Origin of the sequence: Pseudaestuariivita atlantica, assembly GCF_001205715.1 — a bacterium.
GTDB classification, from domain to species: Bacteria; Pseudomonadota; Alphaproteobacteria; order Rhodobacterales; family Rhodobacteraceae; genus Pseudaestuariivita; species Pseudaestuariivita atlantica.
Genome location: NZ_AQQZ01000028.1, coordinates 1 through 15,910, shown reverse-complemented (window position 1 = coordinate 15,910; position 15,910 = coordinate 1). Strand labels below are relative to the sequence as shown.

Sequence of the window (15,910 nt, the reverse complement as noted above, 5' to 3'; positions counted from 1 at the left end):
CAGCCTAACTATTGAACCAGAAACTCTCCGGTAAACCCGGGGCGGTTCACTTTGCATCCGCCAGCCGCTGCGCGCGGGCTTTCTGAGCTTCCATTCGAGCCGCCGTTCCAGTCGTAGCTGGAACAGGATTGGATGGGGCTGAATTGTTTGCGGGAACAGAAGGTCCTCCTCGGCTCGGCATGCTCTGAAGTCCAATGAGGTGCCTTCCGCGTAAGGCGGCGTACTCGATCGCAGAGGCCGTGCCGACGTTGTAGCGATTGTAGGCTTGTTGACTTCCTGAGGCTGCTCTGCCGAAGACGTAAGCGCCTGCCAATCCGCCTGAAAGGGCGGGCACTACAATGTTTCCAGAAATTGCTCTAACAAGGAATGGCGTTGCGATTATGAAGCCCTTTGCCATGAAGATCATCATGAAGAAAGGGACGACCGCTCCAATAGTTGATGCGCTGTCCGGATCGCCAAGTTCGGCAATCAACGCGTTCGAAACACCTATAATCGTCGCGAACACCCCCGCAATGACGACTGGATAGATCCCAAACGAAATCAACGCCGATAACCAACGCGCGAAGTAGTCTTTAGTTACATCGAAAAGCGTCAGAAAGATCATGATTGGGGCGATACCAACGAGGAGTGCAATCATCAGGCGCGCTGCGATCAAGAAGAATGCTGCAAGCCCTCCGAGAAGCGACAACAGCACGGTCCCTACAACACCCATAACCGCTCCAGCCATCCAGTGCATTCCATCGCCAATGGTGTTCAGATACTCGGAAAATTCCGCGATTATCCCGTCGAACGCTTCTGCAAACGTGCCTGATGGGCCTGGTGTACCGCCTCCGACGGAAGCGACTAGCGCTCCGGCGATGCTGTCGATGCCAGTAAGCACCGCCGTCGAGAATGCGTTGAACTGGATCCAATTGGTCGCGAAAACACCAACAAGTATGAGTTTAACGGCCAACCAGAAGGCTGTCCGACCGTCCATCGAACGTACCTGAAAAGCCATGTTGATGATTACCAAGATCACCAAGAGCGTGATCGAGACCAGAAGGATGCTGCCTACCGTTGACGCAACCGCGCCAAACTGCGTCTCTGCCGCGTCTTCCAGATATCCATCTGCCGTCTCAACAAAGAAGGTGACGATACTCATGGATCAATCCCAGTTGCCTTGGGCTTCGCAGAGTTCGCGTACCATTGCGCGATTTGCGGCAATCGATGTGCGATAGGTCTTGGTGATCTGTTGGACTTCGTACTGGTTGTCGATGCGAGAGTAGTTTTCCAGATAATAGTCGACTGCGACGTCCCAACTCGGAAAGCGGGCTTCACAGGTGCAAAGACCCGTGTCGGCAATATCTTGGAAAGCTGCAGCCCGGTACATTCGCTGTACTAGAATCCTCTTATGTGACTCTCGAACATCCATGTCAGCGATGATTGCTGGCTCGCTTGGACGGTTTGGGCAAACTTCGCCAGTTTCGACGGCTTCTGGAACAAGTTGAGCGACGGCGGTTCCGGCAATGATGCACGGGATGACGCAAATGGTTGCGAAACGAGCCGTCATTGGGCGGCCTCAAGTTCAATGGACGGCCGCTCACGTTTGAGGAAGACTGTGAAGTTGGAACTATTCACTGAAGTTCCAACTACGGAGACGACTTCGTAGCCCGCGGCGCCCCATTCACGTAGCGTTTCTTGCATACCAGCAAAGCTCTTCTTGTCATTCGCATCAAACGTCAGGACTTCGTGTTCAAAGGTCTTCATGTTGCGGTTCCTCCCGTCTGTCCGGGCAAATAGAATTCCGTGATCCCGCGGTCGCCTGCATGGCGCGCGGCATGAATGATCACGTCAATTGAGCTTTCGATGTATTGTACCATGTCGGTGTGGGTCATCGGCACTTCTGTCTTGAGAGCGGCGATCGCTAGGCGTTGAATTGCCAACTGGGGCGTTTCGGCGTGCAAAGTGGTCATGGACCCACCGTGGCCGGTATTAATCGCTTCCAGGAACGTCATCGCCTCAGATCCTCTGACCTCGCCCAGAACAATGCGATCTGGGCGCATGCGCAAAGTCGATGTCAGGAGGGTGTCAGCGCTGCGTGTTCTCTCTTCCCTACTGGCCAGGAGAGTCACGATATTTGGTTGGGCGGGGATTAGCTCCGCGGCTTCCTCGATGGTGATGATGCGTTCTTCCGGCGGGACGAAGGACAGGATTTTGCGCGCTGCCACCGTCTTGCCGGTCGATGTGCCGCCCGAGACGATCATGTTCAGCTTGTGTGTGACGCAGAAGCGGATCGCGGCGTAGATATCGCCACCTTTGACGACATTTCGGAGTTCCTGGTTTCTGTTCAGCCTGTCTGTCTCGAGGCTGCGCTCGGCCCCAAAAAGGAATTTCAGCTCCACGTCGTCGAGAGGCAGGGAGGTGAAAAACCGCAGCGAGATGGACATCCCGTCGCTGACTGCCGGTGGCATGATGACTTGTGCGCGGACCGGGCGATCACGGTATTTGATGCTCACGGATACGATTGGCTTGTCTTTGCTGATCGTCGAGTTTGAGGCCGATGCGATCTGCGTGCCGAGGTCCTTGATCTCGGTCCGCGTCAGGCTGCATTTTAATGGCGACATGAACCTATCGCCCTGGAATTCGCCCCAGACAGACTCGTCGGGGTTGATGCAAATCTCGATGACGTCCTCACGAGAAGCATCGGTGAGCTTGTCGAGAGAGGCCTGGAGGTAGGCGCCCGACATCAGAAGATCTCCAGATCACGGTCCACCATCACGGTGATCCGCGCGCCCTGTTCGACGTAGATCACAGGACCGATGGACAGGTAATCGTCGATGACACTGTCGGCGCTGTCCGCAAAATCGTCGCCCACATCTTCAAGGATCTCAGCAGATGTTTCGTCCTCGACCTGAGCCGCGGCGGCGCCGGGCAAGGCTGTGATCAGTGAAATGAGGGCCGCCGAGCCGAAACGTTCCTTGAAACGCGTGTCGACAAACCCCGTAGTACCGGCGCGTCCAAGCTCGTCGCCTCCAAACGAGCTGATGGTGACCGTTTGGCTGGTGGGTAGAATGATGCGATCCCAAGCGATCGTGATGCGGCTTTGTGCAATGTCGGCACCTGACCGATATCGGCCGATCAGCTTCGATCCCCGCGCAATCAAAGTGCGGGACCCGTCGTATGAGTGCACGTCTTCGGTGATGACAGCGCGGACTTGCCCGGGGAGTTCGCTCGAGATTGCCGTCTCCATCGCAGCCTGGATCATCGTGCCCTGCACAATCGTATTGCCAGGATTCGCGATAACCTCGGCTTGCGTGACAGTTGAGGGTAGGGCGCCGTTCAGGACGAAGTCGGTCACGTCTTCGAAGGTCCGTTCCGCCAGTTCGCCTTCGCCCGTGCTGTTGCCGCCAAATGCGATGGTCGGTGACTTGATCCGCGCTTCCTGAAACGCCGCTTCCTCGTCCCGCCGACGCTGCAGCTCAGCCAAACGTCTTGCTTCTTCCTCGCGTTGCAACCGCAGGCGTTCCGCCTCCAGGAGATCGGCCTCTGATGGTCCAGGAGCAGGCGCGGGGGCCTGCAGTTTTGCAAGGTCGAGATCCATGCGCAGTTGTTGAAGCTCCCGATCTCGTGCGGCCAGTTCTTCGGCGAACTGGTCCTGCGCGCGTTGTGAGGCTTCCTCCAGCGCGGCAATCTGTGCCGTCAGTGCGTTGATGGCATCCGCGGCTGCGGTGTCTTTTTCAACAACCGGTTCCGGAGCGTTCTGCAGCGCTTCGATCTCGGCACGCAGGGCTGCAAGTTGCTCGAGCAATTCCGCATTCGGGTCCGGCTCGACAACCACAACCTCGGGCTCCGGCGGGGCAGGGGGCACGAAGGGCTCGATTTCCCCGAACCCGTCCCCAGTCATCTGAAACTCTTCTGGTTGCGCGGTCGGGAGCGGGTTGTCTGGTGTGTCCTGCAGAGCTGAGTAAACAAGCAGGCCCAGAACCGCGATCGCGCTCGTTCCAAGAAGTGCTACCAGAAGAGAGGGCCTCGATCTCGGTTTGGACGGTTGCGCGCCCTCGAGGGCGGCGAGGCGTTTGCTGAGATCGTCGATATCACTCATGACGATGCCCCCGCATTGGTCGATTGAATGCAGACGATCTCGTCCCCCAGCCTCAGGACCCATTCGCGACCAACACCCGAGACCCGCAGCACGCCGTCTTCGACTTGGGTGCTGTTGACGGTTCGCTCGCGGCCATTGTTGTGCTGGAAGATCGCGGGAACGGGCGCATTGCGGGGAAATCGGAAGAAGGTGAACGTGCCGTCATCCCACACCGAAGACGGTGTGAAGTTTGTGCGATCGCTGGCGGCGTAGTTGTAATTCGGAGCGCGCTGCGCGACGGCGTTTGCGGGCCTCCGATTGTCTTCGGGATATCGAAACTGGACCACGTAGAATGTGGGTGACGCGCTTTCCGTTACATTGAAGTAGTAGCTGCGCCGGTTGGTATAGACAGTGATGTTGGTGTGAACTCCTCGGGCGTTGGGTTTCACCGCAAAGGCCCGTCCGCCAGGCACTCCGTCGAGTTGAAAGCCTTCGGTGTCGCCGGCGATGATGGAGCGGATGGTCTCGCCTTGGCCAAACTCAACGGTCGTCACATGGGTCAGGCTGACCTTGAGGCGATAGACCTGCCCGTCCTGGTATGTGGCCACACGGACGCGGTTGTCATTCGGCCCTGATCTCGGAATGGCCTCGGCAAAGGCGGCGCCGGCCGTGACCGATACCGAGACAGACAGAAGAGCCGGTAGGATCAAGCGCATGTTCAATTCTCCAGCCTGTCGGAACGTATGGCGTATTCCGTGACGGTGAAGCCGAAAGGGTTGGTCCAGACATCGTCGATGGACCGGCGTTCCTCGGGACGGAACCCGAAAAGCAAGGTGGCCGTGAAAAGGCCGGCCTGGATACCTTGAGGCGAAGTCAGGCGCTTGCGCAGGCGGACTGTCGCGCGATTGCTTCCGATCCGGTTGATGCTGAGAATTTCGACATCTAGGCGGGCATTGGCTCCGTAAACACTGGGTGGATAAGCATCGGTGTTTGCGCTGTTCCAGATGTTGCGCATGGACGCTTCTGCCGCCCCATCGGAGCGCTCGAGAATGCTGCGCACGCGGACATCGTTGTCGAGCTGATTGTAGGTTTCGCGGTCGGTCACGTAGCGAAATACGGCACTTTCGATGATGGCCTGGTTTTCCGTAACAGAGACTGCGCCTACCGATGCATTGGGAAGCGCCAGTCCCGTCTCGGGGTCGTAGGGAACGACAACGGGTGCCGGATCGACATCAAGGATTGAGACTAGTGCGGCCGACAGGCAGCCCAGAACGCCGAAGGATAGCCCTGCGAAGGCAAGTCGCTGCCACAACTGTTCCCGGCGGCGAGCCCCGTAGATCAGTTCTTCTTCGACGATTTCGGCTTCGCGAGTCACTGGCCAGCCTCTCCTATCTGGCCTCAAGCTCGGGCAAGGTAAAATCCATGTACCGTTGCTCTTCGGCGATGGTGGCCGCGTCGATGACGCCGGTTTGGCCGGTTCCGACCGTTTGCACGGCTTCGAGTTGCCACATCGCGACCAGCGCGATCGCCAGTTCCGCCGTGACACGTGTGTTGAGATCAACACTGTCTTTCAGCTCTTCCATGTCGCCGATCATGCCAACAAGGCGGTCCACCCGTTGCAGAGACTGGCCCGCCTCTTCGTAGGAGGTTTGGGCCGCGGCGGACATAACGGCTCCGGTGGTGGCCCGCGTCGCAGTTCGACTTGCCCCTTCATTGCCGCCCGTCGCCATCGCGCGCAGCGTGTCTTCATCGAACCCGGCCTCGGCCAGAACGCGCGTCATTTGCGTTTCGATCCGTCCTGCGCTGTTGCCCGCGAGCCGGGAAAAGTCGCCTTCGCGAATAGCATCAATGGTTGCCAGGATGTCGCCGAACTCCTGATCAAGAAGCCCATTCAGTTCGTCCTCCATTTCGGTGCGGATGACAGTGGGAAGCTCTATGAGCCCCGTCAGCGCAGCATAGGTGTCTTGAAGCTGGGCGAGTTGCTCTTGAAGCGTGGCGAATTGCTCGCGCAGCTGGACGAGTTGTTCGTTCTGCAGGACCTCATCTTCGATCATCTGCCGGAGTTGCTGGATCTCTTGCGCGATGTTTTGCGTGTCGACCGTCGGCACACCTTGGGCGACCGCCGGAATAGACAGGAAAGGTGCAGGGGCCGTTGCCATCACCAGACCCATTGCGGTCAGGCAAAGACGGCGCCGCGCCCAACTGAAACTGCGATGTGTCATTCCAAGTCCTCCAATGTGAAATCCATGAACTGCTGTTCCTCAAGCTGCGCAGAGGCCATGGCGATCTCTGCGGCACTCAAGGGTCGTGTTCGGGTCGCTTGCAGGCGTGTGCGCGCGGCGATGAGCCGAACAAGTTCAGCGCGTGCGTAGGCGTTCAATGCCATCGACTCCTGCAGGTCCGCGGTTTCACCGATCCGCTCGACGATACTGGCAATCCGTATGGCGGCGGCCTGAATGGAGGCCATCGAATAATTGCCGTAGGTCGCGGCCCCTGCGCTTGTCAGAGACAGGTTCGAGTTGGCGAGCAAGGCCGGGTCGATGGTGCCAAGCGCTTCGGCGCCGCCCATGCGGGCGAGATAGGCGTTGTACTTTTGCGGGATGACGGTGACGTAGTGCTGGGTTTCAGTGAACGGCGGCACGCCGCTGTATTCGATGACGCGCCCCGGACCCGCATTGTAGGCGGCCAGCGCATAGATGATGTTGCCGTCGAAGCGCGCCAGTTGTGCCGCGAGATACCGCGCGCCGCCATGCACCTGCAGGTAGGGGTTGTCGTAATAATCCGGATAGATGCCGAGATCGCCCGCCGTGCCCGGCATGATCTGTGTCAGACCGAATGCGCCGACCGGTGAACGGGCGCCAATGGTGAACCGGCTTTCCTGCCAGATCAAAGCCTGCAGCAGGGCGCGCCACTGGCGGACACTTAGCCCTGCGCGGGCGACGCCCCCAAGACCATGGGTCTCCTGTGCGACGCGAATGATGAGCTGCTCGATATTGAGCGCGGCGTCGCCAAACATCTGATCTGCGCCTGGATTGGGATCATCCGCGCCGTAGAGAAGATCTGCAGATTGCTCTGGAGTTCCGCCGGCTTCGAGGGCTTCGATGGTGCCCGGAATACCCTGACCGCCAAAGCTCGTTTGCGCATCGAGGATCTGTTGCAGCACCTTCAATTGCTCGCGTTCGATCTCGGCGATCTGCTCCTTGACGGTGAGCTTTTCGCGTTGAACGGCCAGATCACCTTCGCGATGCGCATTTGCTGCCTGGTTGCGCGCCGCCAAGCCCGCATCCACGGTTGGCACACCTTGCGCTTGCGCCGTTCCTGCGCCGATGCAGACACAGCAGAGATATGCCGCGCATCTGGAGATCACTCGAGCCGCCCCGAGCTGAGATTGGCACCGTCCAACGGCTCAAAGTCGCAGTTCTTGTCAGCAGGCCCTCGCGCCACGAAACTGAAGCAGTTGGCCTCGGACGGTCTGTACTGCTCACAGCCCGCAACGGTTGAGAGAAAAATTAAGATGAGAACGAAAGGTCTCATGGCAGCCTCCAGAAGTCGGGACGGGTTCGGTAGTCCGAGCCGACAAGCTGTTCGCCCTTTTCCATCCCGCCGAGGATGGTGAGCAGGGGACCCAGGGCACTGAGATCGGTGTCGACGACGACCGATCCCTGATCATCCCGCACCAATCCAAGACGTGAGTTGCTCCCGGTGTTCAGCAGAACATCGAGCTCCTTGTCGTTGAGATTGAGCATCGCGTAGTCGGACGCATTGGCCCGAATATTGGGCAGCAGGATCTGTGTCGGAACGGCTTCGATGATGGTTTTGCCGGTCCGCGTCTGTTCCAGCTGGCTGGCGTATTGGGTCATCATGACGACAACCGCGTTCTGTTTTCGCGCGGTGACCAGCCAGTTGGACAACCGCTCGGCGAAATAGGGATTGTCCAGCGCCTTCCACGCCTCGTCGATGACGATGATTGTGGGTTTCCGATCCTCGATTTTCCGTTCGACCCGTCGAAAAAGGTAGGACAGAACGGCCATACGCTCCTTCTCGCTCTCGCTGTCGAGGATGCCGGTGAGATCGAAGCCGACGATCTCGCCCTCGAGAGAAAACGTATCCTTCTGGGTCTGTCCGAAGATCCAGCCGTATCGCCCGGTCTCTGCCCATTCCTGGAACCGCTCGTGCAGGTCGCCATTGTCATCCGTCGATCCAAAGAGCGATGCGAGATCAGACCAGTTTCGAAGCTCGTCATGGGCCGCAGTTGCGTTTTGGCGGACCACCTCCTGAATGCGGTTGGCTTGGGCGGGTGTAAGCGGCTTGTCGGAGCGATGGATCAGGGCCGCCAGCCAATCGGACAACCAGGCCTGACCACGCTCATCGATCTCGGTGCGGAGCGGATTGAGGCCGGTCGGCTCGCCAGCCTTTACAGCGGAAAAGCGGCCACCGTTTGCCCGAACAGCCATCTCCATTCCCTGGCGATAATCGAAGACGAAGACACGCGCCCCGATGCGGCGCGCCTGCGTAAGCAGGAAGGCAGATAGAACGGATTTGCCTGATCCGGGGCGACCGAGGATAAGAGTGTGTCCGCCGGTTGGTTCTGCCGTCGCCGCGCCTTGTTCATGGTAGCTAAAGCGATAGGCAGATTGCTCCGGTGTCGGGAACATCGTGATTGTCTGGCCCCAGGGCACTTGATCATTGGTCTTCCCGAGTTGGGTGCGATGAAAGGCAGCAAGGTCGGCAAAATTCCGGTTTGTGATCGTCGCCTTGCGGCTCCGCGCAGCGGTATTTCCGGGGTGTTGTGCGAAGAAATGGGTCTTTGCCGCGAAGGCTTCAGTGATCAGATTGACACCTTCGGACGCCCCGATGTTGCGCACTTCCCCGGCAATAGCACTGAGTTCTTCCGGCGTGTCACCGAAGACCGTCACGGTCATGTGGTGGTCGCCAAAGCTGAGGCGTTTCGATTCCAGATCGTCGAGCGCGTCGGCGAGTTCGGCTTCCAATGAGAGTGCGCCGTCATCCGCGGCGCGCATCAGCCGCCGCTGACGCTTGATCCTAGTGGCCATGATGTTCGAATTGATGGGTGTGAACGAATGGGTGACGACCATGTCCACCGGCAGGTTCAGGTCATCGAACATCGTGCAGGCGGTCTTCGAAGGATAGGTCTTGATGGCGAATGTAGTCCCGTAGCGCGTCCCGACCGCGCCATCGGAGACGACAAAGGTTGATCCATTGAAAGTGACGCGGCAGTTGGCAACATCATGCGCCACGAAACCGTACTTGGAGGACAGGAAGAGCGGTAGTTCCTGGCCGGTGTTCATGCCGCCAAGAAAGCCCAGCAGCTCACCCGTACTGGCCTTGAGGAGGCGCGGGGACATGTCCGCGAAGGTCGATTTAAGGAAGCCGATAACCTCGTTTAGGCGACGCAAGCGTTTCTCCGTCTGGGTCGCAAGGAGCGAGACGGATTTGCGTGCCGAGAACGGCAGACGTGACACGAGGGCAGGGCGGTGCACAACCGTCAACGTTAGCGTTTTGTCCCGGAGGCCACGTTGCTCCAGCGATCTCCGCCACGCAACATCTACGGCCGCAGCAAAATCATCACCCTCAATTGGCCTAAGGTGATGTTCAATCCCCTTCGAGACTTTGTGCATGTAGAACCCGAAATCCGGACCGATCTGGGCGATGATCTGCGCAAAGAGCGCCCGTGTTTTGTCGAGGTACGTATCATCGGTTGTGTTGCTGTTGACGCCTTTCAGTCGGAGGCACTGGAAGAGCTCATTGCCGCGCGTGCGAACGGTCTGACCATCGACCAGGCTCACATAGGGCAGCATATGGGCCAGTTGCCTTTCCCTGCTGGTCCATGTCGGAAGCAGAGTGTCCTGCACTTGGGCGTCGTCACGGGGCATAGCTGTCGCCTCCGTGTATTCGGCGGTTCGCGGTCGGTGGGGTTTCCTGCAGAGTGGTGGCCACCACATCGAGGAAATTGGGGTCCCAATCCGCCGCCTTCCAAAGGGCCGGATAGGCCGCCGCCGCAGCAATGGCGACGGCCCAATGCTGGATCCACAAGAATAGCAAAACAGACCCGAACAGCCAGACCATGGCGTACATAATCGGCAAGCCGATCAATTTGGGAGGGCGCACAAGGCCGATAAAGAGGGGAGACTGTTCCGCTGCCATATTGGTGATCCTCAGGTGGTCCAGATTGCAGCGACGATGGTCGGCGCAGCGGCGATGCCCGCGATGGCAACGAGGACCCACAGCGCCTGCCGGAAATCTAGGATGCCGAAGAGCCAGGAGAGGAAGACACCGATCAGGGCGAGGGTGCCAATCACGATGCCAAGTGGTCCGGTGATGGCGTCGACGATGCCCTGAAGGAGGGTCTGGATGGGTGACAGGTCGATACTCTGTGCCAGGGCTGGGGAGGCCATGGCAAACAGCAGCATGGTCAGAGCCAGGGTGGCGGTCAGGTTTGGTTTCACGAGGTCTCTCCTTCAAGCCGGTTGAACACGGCCAGCACGCGGCTGACGTGGTTTTGCGTTTCTCGGTAGGGTGGGATGCCCTCGTGGCGGGCCACGGCTTCGGGACCGGCATTGTAGGCGGCGAGGGCAAGACGGACATCGCCGAACTCCGCCATCATCTGGGCCAGATACCGGGCCGAGCCGTCGAGGTTCTCGCGCCAGTCATGGGGATCGACGCCAAGCGCGCGGGCCGTGTCCGGCATCAGTTGACCGAGACCAATGGCTCCAGCCCGGCTGCGGGCGGCCGGGTTGTAGGCGCTTTCGATCTCGATATTGGACCGGAAGACTAGCCGCCATTCCGTGACAGTGATCCCGGCGCGCCTGAGACCGGGGTGGGCGGCATATCGGAGCGCAGTGTCGTCAATCGCTGTGAGGATTTCTGGGGTTGGGGCAAGAGCTCTTCGGCTGACACCGCCGGTTCTGAACCCATCGGCGGGTGCATTCTCTTCATTCCCGAGGATCGCCAGCTCTTTGCTTGCCGATCCTTGGCCGATCCCGTCGTTGTAGTTTCGCGCAAAGCTGCTTTGCGACGTGGAGGCCCGAAGCGAGCCGTCGCCTTGCATGACGAGAACCATCCCTTCGCCTTGCACGGCTGCAGGTGCCAAGCAGATTGCGAAGACACTAACGATGCGACGGGTCAGACGCATTCTCAGATGGAAGCCTGTGCGATGCGCGCCCGCCTTCGTAAAGCGGGATCGTAATATGCGTGAAGCCAAGACTTCCAAGAAACGAGATGAGGCCGTTGGCGGTCTTGAAGGTCCGCGGAACGATCTCAGGACCATGGGCCGTGTGATGTCTCGCAGGGACAAGGCGTTTTTCGAAGGTTCGCGCCGGATCAACGACACGAATGATCCACGCGCCATACCAGACCGACGACTTTTTCTCGGCAGTTTGGATGCAGACGACTTCTGCGCTGCATGCACTCTCAATGAGGGTCTTGAACAGAGTCTCTGTAACCACATTCGGAGCACCTTCGCTTGACTGAGACCCCATGTCTGCGGACGTACCTCTTGGTTTGCAGGCTGGGCCCTGGTGACGGATATGCTTACGATATGAGATTATAATATTGACAGCAATATAATATTGAAACTAGTCTGATCGAGCTTCCGACGAAGGTCTAATACGCGGTTTTCAAACGTGAAAGTGAGGTCTGTGGCTGTGGGCAATCCACAAGCGCTTCTGTTCATCTTTATAGTATCAGCGGTTTTCTGCGGATCGCAGTCGTATGCGATGACCTGCCTTGCGCCACCACGACCGTTCGTTCCAAGCGATCCGGCACAAGCCCGCGAATTCGCGGATATCATCCAGAAGGATTTCGAAACTTATATCGCTGATATCCAGCGATACTTCCTGTGCCTCGATGAAGAACGCGCCCGCGCTTTCGCGGAAGCCCAAGAGGTCAGCCAGGAATACGGTCGCTTCCTCGAGAGCGTATCTAAGGACCGTTGAGCGGCGTTACTCTGCGTCGCCCTGCTGCAGGGTATGCGTTGACCGTCCGCCTTCTTTGAGAGGGATGTTGGCGTGACTGCATCCAAGATCAGACAGGAATGAGATCAAACCGTTGGCGGTTTTGAATTCGCGGATCTGAACTTCGTCTTTGTCAGCCGAGGCTCTTGAGAGAACGAGCAAGCGTTCCGATGAGCCGTCCTGGCTCACACCGCGAATGACCCATTTCCCATACCAGACTGCGGCTTTTCGGGTGGCCGACGATGTGCAGATGACTTCTGCATTGAACCCTTCTGCCATCAGGCTTCGCAAACGACCTTCGGTGACCACATTCGGTGCGGTCTTCCCCAGATCAAACGTCATTCCTTCCCCCTTGCCAGCCTTTACCCCTTCGTTTTGAAAAGGTCGGCCGCCCCATGTCACGTCTCAGCCGAGCAGCGACGATGTTATGATATCGGTGCGATTCCGCTGATAGCATTAAGCATCATGTTGCCGGGAATCCAATACATATGGACGTTCGGGGCGTGTTGATGCGCGTCAAGCGCGGCGTCGATCTTGTAGTCTTGCTTTGAGGTGACAATGGCGATTGCCACACCAAGAGTGCATTGGAAAAGTGCTTTTTTCAGTTCGGTGTCGATGCTTCTTGTTGTCTGATACCGCAGGTCAGAGTTTGAGATCCCATCGAACTACCAGTCAACGATTCCTTGACTATTTTGCATCATATGACTATGTAAATCGCATCATATGGAGATATCGATGTTAGAACCCGTCCAGTTCGCTCCCGAAGATGTCACCGTGCAACCCGTTGCCGAGGCTGACAAGATTACGGCTATCGTCAAGGCTGTCGTCCGCGCTGCAGACGCATGGGGATTGTCGAACACTGAGGCTGCGGCACTCTTTGATGTTCCCAGTGCTACGTGGAGCAGAATGAAGGCCGGCACGTACAAAGGCACGCTCGATCAGGACAAAGTCACTCGGGCGAGCCTTCTGATCGGTCTCTTCAAAGGACTCCGGCTCTTGTTCAACGGTCCGCTGACATATGGCTGGCCAAAATCCGCGAACACCGGCCCAGGGTTCAATGGCAGGACGCCTGTTCAGGTCATGTGCGATGGCGGCATTCCGGCGATGATGAAGGTCAGGCAGCACATCGATGCCCTCCGGGGCGGCGTGTGATTCGGGCCCAAGACCTAAATCAAGTAAACTTCACCGATCCGGCGACAATCCGTCTGATCTCGACAGCCTATATCGACGAGCCGGCGATGGCGCCTTTGGCAGACGATGAGGACGATCTGGCGGTCCTTGAAGAGATTGAAGGCCTGACGTCAGCGCGCCGGACGGTCACGCTTCCGGTCCCGGGCGGGCTTGACCCCGCCGAGTTGCTGACCGCCGCGGCCGGGTATGGATGGACCTACATCAATGCCGCGTTCTGCTACACGCGGGCGACAGGCAACCGGTTCAACGGTCCGGAACGAGGCGCCTGGTATGCAAGTTATGGAGAGGACGCGGCCCTGACTGCGCAAGCTGAAGTGTCCTGGCATCTGACGCGCGAGTTGGAAGCGACAGGCGTCTTTGAGAATCTCTCGGCCTATCGCGAATTGCTGGCTGGTTTCACGACGCGCTTGCATGATTTGACGGACAGGGCAGGGGACGTGGTCATGAGCACAGAACCTCACATATCCTATCCGATCGGCCAAACGCTTGCGCAGGACGTGCTGGGTTCAGGCGGCAATGGTCTAATCTATCCGTCGACACGCCGAGACGGCGGGCGCTGCCTCGTCGCTTTTCGCCCGCACTTGGTCCAGAACGTCCGCCAAGGCGATACGTGGACCTTTGCTTGGAGAGGAGAGGCCACTCCCGAAATCACACGCGTATAGGTGTCCCGTCTTTGGCGGGCCCGGCGTATTAGCTGATGCACCCATAATAAGAGCAAATTGGTCCAAACATCGCTGTAATGACGTATGGACTTCCAAGCTAACTTCCTCTAACTTCCAAGCGAGGAGGTGGCGATGGCGAATGAACTTACTTTCGAGGCAATTCGGGGTGTGCAGTCCCGTACCGCCTATTACACCGTTATGGTGCCCATGAAAATGGTCCCAAGGCTGTTCATTTTCGACGGAGATGACCTGCCACCGGATCTTCGCGCACAGCGGGTGCTGTCAAAGGCGAGAGTGCCACAGATCGCCAGTTACCTTGCCGAAAATTGGGATAACTACATTCTGTCGTCGTTGTGTGCTTCCGTGGACGGTGATCTTACTTTTTCCCCGGCTGGCAAGAACGGAGCGCTGAAGAACGTAGGCACGTTAAGCTTCGCAATGGATGCGCGGATTGTCTTGAACGACGGACAACACCGACGTGCAGCCATCGAAGATGCACTGAAAACGCGGCCGGCCTTGGAGAATGAAACCATTTCCGTTGTCATTTTTGCCGATCGTGGCCTAGCACGAAGTCAACAGATGTTCGCCGATCTGAATATGAACGCGGTGCGTCCATCGAATTCGCTAAACATTCTTTATGACAAACGTGACCCGCTCGCAGTTTTGTCGGTTGAGGTTTTTCGCCAAGTGCCATTCTTCAACCGGTTTTTGGAGCTTGAGAAGAAGTCGCTTTCCAATCGCACGACGAAGCTCTACACGCTGTCGAGTTTGCAGCAAGCGCACGAATGGATGGTGGGGCCAGCTGGCGACAAGTTCGGGGAAGAGACCGTAAGTTTCGTAATCCAATACTGGAATGCCCTCTATGGCGTCCTCGAGGATTGGCAGAGATTGGATGGCGGCAGTTTAAACGCACACGATCTGCGGCAGAATACTGTTCATGCACATGGCGTTTTGCTGCAGGCATTTGGCATACTTGGGGGAGCCTTGTTCGAGTCGTTCCCAACAAATTGGGCCGATAAATTGCAGGCCTTCACCGCGGTCGATTGGTCACGTCGCAATGCGGAACTTTGGGAAGGGCGCGTAATGAATGAAGCGCGTATGAATGGCCAGCGCCGAAGCGTCTTGCTTGGCGCGGCGGTACTCTTCGAGGCCGTCGGATTACCGCTGGAACCAAGGATGAAGGCTGCCATGGATGCGCAGACACAGGTCGCGGCATGACTGGACCTGGATCAGGCGGCTCTTCAGAAATGGCCCTTACGTTTGACGCGCTCGAGGAGCGAATCCGCGTCGCGTATCGACACGACGACCGGCCTTGGGTCATTGGCTATAGCGGCGGCAAGGATTCGACATGCGCGCTGCAAATGATCTGGCGCGCGTTAGAAGTTCTTCCGAAGTCAGAGCGCGAAAAACCAATTTATGTTTTGAGTTCTGACACGTTGGTGGAAACACCCGTTATTGTGGATTATATCGACACGGCTCTTGCTCGCATTAATGAAGCAGCGACCGCTCAAGGCATGCCGATCTCGGCTCATAAAGTTGTTCCAGATGTCCAGGACAGCTTTTGGGTCAATCTCATCGGTCGAGGATATCCAGCGCCCTCGCGACGGTTCCGGTGGTGTACAGAGCGGCTGAAGATCGATCCCGCCAACGCGTTTATCAAAAGTCGGGTCGCTGAGTTTGGCGAAGTCGTTATGGTTCTTGGTGTAAGGAGCGCTGAAAGTGCCACCCGAGCACAGGTCATGGCGCTTCACAGATTGGAAGGGAGTCTGTTTTCCCGGCATTCTTCGCTTCTTGGCGCCTATGTCTTCACACCAATCGAAGCACTATCGGTCGATGATGTCTGGGATTATGTCTTGCAAACCCCGTCGCCATGGGGTGCTGACAATCGCCAGCTCCTCCAAATGTATCGCAACGCGCAGGCGGGCGAATGTCCCTTGGTGGTCGACAAAAATACTGAAAGTTGCGGAAATTCGCGCTTCGGATGCTGGGTATGCACAGTGGTTACCAAAGACAAGGCCATGGAA

19 protein-coding genes are annotated in these 15,910 nt (G+C 57.8%); 5 read left to right on the top strand and 14 right to left on the bottom strand.

The annotated features are described in order from the left end of the window. Nucleotides 1–46: 46 nt before the first annotated feature. From ATO11_RS20620 to ATO11_RS20560, 13 genes are all read right to left on the bottom strand, one after another. Nucleotides 47–1,141: a TrbL/VirB6 family protein gene (locus ATO11_RS20620; RefSeq protein WP_050532799.1), complete on the bottom strand. Its 1,095-nt coding sequence runs from the start codon at nt 1,139–1,141 to the stop codon at nt 47–49. A gap of 3 nt (nt 1,142–1,144) precedes the next feature. Beyond that, nucleotides 1,145–1,549, bottom strand: coding sequence for a hypothetical protein (locus ATO11_RS21930; RefSeq protein ID WP_134643190.1), 405 nt, complete (start codon nt 1,547–1,549; stop codon nt 1,145–1,147). Continuing rightward, complete coding sequence (locus ATO11_RS20610; RefSeq protein ID WP_050532797.1) at nt 1,546–1,746, bottom strand: hypothetical protein; 201 nt, start codon at nt 1,744–1,746, stop codon at nt 1,546–1,548. The genes ATO11_RS21930 and ATO11_RS20610 overlap by 4 nt, the downstream gene beginning before the upstream one ends. After that, a complete protein-coding gene (locus tag ATO11_RS20605) occupies nt 1,743–2,726 on the bottom strand; it encodes an ATPase, T2SS/T4P/T4SS family (RefSeq protein WP_050532796.1) in 984 nt (327 codons plus the stop codon). Before ATO11_RS20605 ends, ATO11_RS20610 begins: the two co-directional genes overlap by 4 nt. Further along, nucleotides 2,726–4,081, bottom strand: coding sequence for a TraB/TrbI/VirB10 family type IV secretion system protein (locus tag ATO11_RS20600; RefSeq protein ID WP_050532795.1), 1,356 nt, complete (start codon nt 4,079–4,081; stop codon nt 2,726–2,728). The genes ATO11_RS20605 and ATO11_RS20600 overlap by 1 nt, the downstream gene beginning before the upstream one ends. Further along, nucleotides 4,078–4,776 (bottom strand): TrbG/VirB9 family P-type conjugative transfer protein, encoded by a 699-nt coding sequence (locus tag ATO11_RS20595; protein ID WP_050532794.1) that lies wholly within the window; start codon nt 4,774–4,776, stop codon nt 4,078–4,080. The genes ATO11_RS20600 and ATO11_RS20595 overlap by 4 nt, the downstream gene beginning before the upstream one ends. A 2-nt stretch (nt 4,777–4,778) precedes the next feature. Then, the gene (locus ATO11_RS20590; protein ID WP_050532793.1) at nt 4,779–5,435 is read right to left on the bottom strand and encodes a VirB8 family type IV secretion system protein; all 657 of its coding nucleotides are present in this window, start codon (nt 5,433–5,435) and stop codon (nt 4,779–4,781) included. 13 nt (nt 5,436–5,448) lie between these two features. Continuing rightward, entirely contained in the window at nt 5,449–6,231 is a 783-nt protein-coding gene (locus ATO11_RS20585; protein ID WP_050532792.1) for a type IV secretion system protein, read from the bottom strand. Between the two features lie 47 nt (nt 6,232–6,278). Further along, a complete protein-coding gene (locus ATO11_RS20580; protein ID WP_050532791.1) occupies nt 6,279–7,358 on the bottom strand; it encodes a lytic transglycosylase domain-containing protein in 1,080 nt (359 codons plus the stop codon). A 232-nt stretch (nt 7,359–7,590) separates the two neighbouring features. Then, nucleotides 7,591–9,954, bottom strand: a complete 2,364-nt coding sequence (locus ATO11_RS20575) for a VirB4 family type IV secretion/conjugal transfer ATPase (protein ID WP_050532790.1) — start codon at nt 9,952–9,954, stop codon at nt 7,591–7,593. Continuing rightward, entirely contained in the window at nt 9,944–10,225 is a 282-nt protein-coding gene (locus ATO11_RS20570) for a VirB3 family type IV secretion system protein (protein ID WP_050532789.1), read from the bottom strand. Before ATO11_RS20570 ends, ATO11_RS20575 begins: the two co-directional genes overlap by 11 nt. Nucleotides 10,226–10,236: 11 nt before the next feature. Further along, on the bottom strand, nt 10,237–10,527 hold the full coding sequence (locus tag ATO11_RS20565) for a TrbC/VirB2 family protein (RefSeq protein WP_082176560.1): 291 nt from the start codon (nt 10,525–10,527) through the stop codon (nt 10,237–10,239). Then, entirely contained in the window at nt 10,524–11,141 is a 618-nt protein-coding gene (locus ATO11_RS20560) for a lytic transglycosylase domain-containing protein (RefSeq protein WP_050532788.1), read from the bottom strand. The genes ATO11_RS20565 and ATO11_RS20560 overlap by 4 nt, the downstream gene beginning before the upstream one ends. Before the next feature lie 577 nt (nt 11,142–11,718). Between ATO11_RS20560 and ATO11_RS21530 the strand changes: the two genes are divergently transcribed. Beyond that, nucleotides 11,719–12,015, top strand: a complete 297-nt coding sequence (locus ATO11_RS21530; protein WP_423212725.1) for a hypothetical protein — start codon at nt 11,719–11,721, stop codon at nt 12,013–12,015. 6 nt (nt 12,016–12,021) lie between these two features. Here the strand turns inward: ATO11_RS21530 and ATO11_RS21525 are convergent, their stop codons facing one another. Next, nucleotides 12,022–12,375: a hypothetical protein gene (locus tag ATO11_RS21525; protein ID WP_242601489.1), complete on the bottom strand. Its 354-nt coding sequence runs from the start codon at nt 12,373–12,375 to the stop codon at nt 12,022–12,024. 393 nt (nt 12,376–12,768) lie between these two features. Here ATO11_RS21525 and ATO11_RS20550 point away from each other — a divergent pair, with 393 nt between their 5' ends. From ATO11_RS20550 to dndC, 4 genes are all read left to right on the top strand, one after another. Further along, the gene (locus tag ATO11_RS20550; RefSeq protein ID WP_165587008.1) at nt 12,769–13,185 is read left to right on the top strand and encodes an antitoxin Xre-like helix-turn-helix domain-containing protein; all 417 of its coding nucleotides are present in this window, start codon (nt 12,769–12,771) and stop codon (nt 13,183–13,185) included. Further along, complete coding sequence (locus ATO11_RS20545) at nt 13,182–13,886, top strand: RES family NAD+ phosphorylase (protein ID WP_207383004.1); 705 nt, start codon at nt 13,182–13,184, stop codon at nt 13,884–13,886. The genes ATO11_RS20550 and ATO11_RS20545 overlap by 4 nt, the downstream gene beginning before the upstream one ends. A 132-nt stretch (nt 13,887–14,018) precedes the next feature. Then, entirely contained in the window at nt 14,019–15,104 is a 1,086-nt protein-coding gene (gene dndB, locus ATO11_RS20540; RefSeq protein ID WP_050532785.1) for a DNA sulfur modification protein DndB, read from the top strand. Further along, on the top strand, nt 15,101–15,910 hold an 810-nt coding region (dndC, locus tag ATO11_RS21520), incomplete at its 3' end, for a DNA phosphorothioation system sulfurtransferase DndC (RefSeq protein WP_110553820.1). The genes dndB and dndC, both read left to right, overlap by 4 nt.

What these genes read in the sequence shown, in the direction of transcription:
- ATO11_RS21525 (WP_242601489.1), bottom strand. Translation starts at nt 12,375, where the DNA reads ATGACGTTTGATCTGGGGAAGACCGCACCGAATGTGGTCACCGAAGGT.
- ATO11_RS20600 (WP_050532795.1), bottom strand. Translation starts at nt 4,081, where the DNA reads ATGAGTGATATCGACGATCTCAGCAAACGCCTCGCCGCCCTCGAGGGC.
- dndB (WP_050532785.1), top strand. Translation starts at nt 14,019, where the DNA reads ATGGCGAATGAACTTACTTTCGAGGCAATTCGGGGTGTGCAGTCCCGT.
- ATO11_RS20550 (WP_165587008.1), top strand. Translation starts at nt 12,769, where the DNA reads ATGTTAGAACCCGTCCAGTTCGCTCCCGAAGATGTCACCGTGCAACCC.
- ATO11_RS20585 (WP_050532792.1), bottom strand. Translation starts at nt 6,231, where the DNA reads ATGGGTCTGGTGATGGCAACGGCCCCTGCACCTTTCCTGTCTATTCCG.
- ATO11_RS20560 (WP_050532788.1), bottom strand. Translation starts at nt 11,141, where the DNA reads ATGGTTCTCGTCATGCAAGGCGACGGCTCGCTTCGGGCCTCCACGTCG.
- ATO11_RS21930 (WP_134643190.1), bottom strand. Translation starts at nt 1,549, where the DNA reads ATGACGGCTCGTTTCGCAACCATTTGCGTCATCCCGTGCATCATTGCC.
- ATO11_RS20620 (WP_050532799.1), bottom strand. Translation starts at nt 1,141, where the DNA reads ATGAGTATCGTCACCTTCTTTGTTGAGACGGCAGATGGATATCTGGAA.
- ATO11_RS20595 (WP_050532794.1), bottom strand. Translation starts at nt 4,776, where the DNA reads ATGCGCTTGATCCTACCGGCTCTTCTGTCTGTCTCGGTATCGGTCACG.
- ATO11_RS20575 (WP_050532790.1), bottom strand. Translation starts at nt 9,954, where the DNA reads ATGCCCCGTGACGACGCCCAAGTGCAGGACACTCTGCTTCCGACATGG.
- ATO11_RS20610 (WP_050532797.1), bottom strand. Translation starts at nt 1,746, where the DNA reads ATGAAGACCTTTGAACACGAAGTCCTGACGTTTGATGCGAATGACAAG.
- ATO11_RS20570 (WP_050532789.1), bottom strand. Translation starts at nt 10,225, where the DNA reads ATGGCAGCGGAACAGTCTCCCCTCTTTATCGGCCTTGTGCGCCCTCCC.
- ATO11_RS20605 (WP_050532796.1), bottom strand. Translation starts at nt 2,726, where the DNA reads ATGTCGGGCGCCTACCTCCAGGCCTCTCTCGACAAGCTCACCGATGCT.